The organism is Mesorhizobium sp. CNPSo 4670 (genome assembly GCF_057784235.1).
Genome location: NZ_JBWJFQ010000062.1, coordinates 1 through 1,341, shown reverse-complemented (window position 1 = coordinate 1,341; position 1,341 = coordinate 1). Strand labels below are relative to the sequence as shown.

At 66.8% G+C, this 1,341-nt stretch carries 1 protein-coding gene; it reads right to left on the bottom strand.

Annotated elements, in window-relative coordinates:
- On the bottom strand, positions 1 to 1,341 hold a 1,341-nt coding region (locus AC0ZT5_RS35060; RefSeq protein WP_488500155.1), incomplete at both ends, for a DUF5801 repeats-in-toxin domain-containing protein.

Sequence of the window (1,341 nt, the reverse complement as noted above, 5' to 3'; positions counted from 1 at the left end):
GGAAGGTCACCGCGCCGCCGACGTTGATCACGCCGCTCGTCGCCGTATCGCCATCCGCATCCGTCACCGTCGCCGTCACGCCGATCTTGCCGGCCAGCGTCAGCGCGTCGTTGTAGGCCGCCGCCGTCGAACCATCGACCAGGTGTTCGAGCGCGACGTTCTGCACCACCGTCAGCTTGCCGTCCGAGCCGATCGACACCGTGAACGCCGTGTGCGTCCCGCCGGCATCCGTGAAGTGGCCCTCGATCGCCGATCCGACCTGGACCAGCGTGATCGCATGGTCGCCCTGCGCCGTTGCCAGCCCGGAGTTCGCATCCGTAACCGACAACGCATAGGCCGTCGTTCCGGCGCCGTCGGCGCCAAAGCTCGACGTCACCGTCACGATCGCCGCAGCGCTCGTTGCCGTCATCAGCGCCGGGTTCAGCACCCCGTCCGTCGTCGAGCCGTTGTTGGTCTCGTCAAGCGTCACCGAACTACCGACAACCGCGCTCGTGATCGACGGGCCGTCGTCCAGGAAGGTCAGGTTGTTGCCGATATTCAGTGTCGCCGACTGATGATCGCCATCCTTGTCGGTGATCGTTGCCGTCAGCGTCACCAGATTGTCGGCGTTCAGGCTGACCGGCTCGTTCGGATCCGTCGTCGGATGGACGACCGCCCGCTGCTGGTCGAGCGTTACATTGCCCGACGCATCGGTGCTGACCGTGAACACGATCACGCCGCCGACGCCTGCACGGCCGACCACCTGGCCAGCCTCGAGGCTCAGCACCACCGCCTGGCCGCTCGCCGTGTCGATCAGCCCAGTTACGCCGGCATTGAAGCCCAGCGCGTAGGTGGTCGTGCCGGCGCCATCGGCGCCGTAGTTGGACGTGAAGGCGCTGGCGAAACTCTGCGTGTCGTTGGTCGTCAGATCCGTCTCGTCGACGCTCAGCGACGGCAGCTTCACGTCGGCCAGTGCGACCGTCGGAGCATCATCGTTGAAGGTTATGGTCAGCGTGCCCGGCGCCGTCGAGCCATCGGCGTCGGTGATCACGTAGCCGAGGTTGACCGTCGCATTGTTCTCGTTGTTCGGGCCCTGGGCCTGGAGCACGTTGTCGAGCAGCGTCACCGTATAGGCGCCGGTGGCCGGATCGGTCACATGCACCGTGAACAGATCGCCGCGCGGGCCCGTCGCCGTCAGCGTGTCGGTGCCGGCGTTCCAGCTGTAGGTGACATTCTCCTGGCCGACCGTCCCGTTGGTGCCGTTCAGCGTCGCGAACGAGAAGCCGTTGGAACCGGCGCCGTCGCCGCCGACGCTGCCGCCCAGCGTGCCGTTGTAGACCGCCTCGCTGGCGCTCAGCGGAA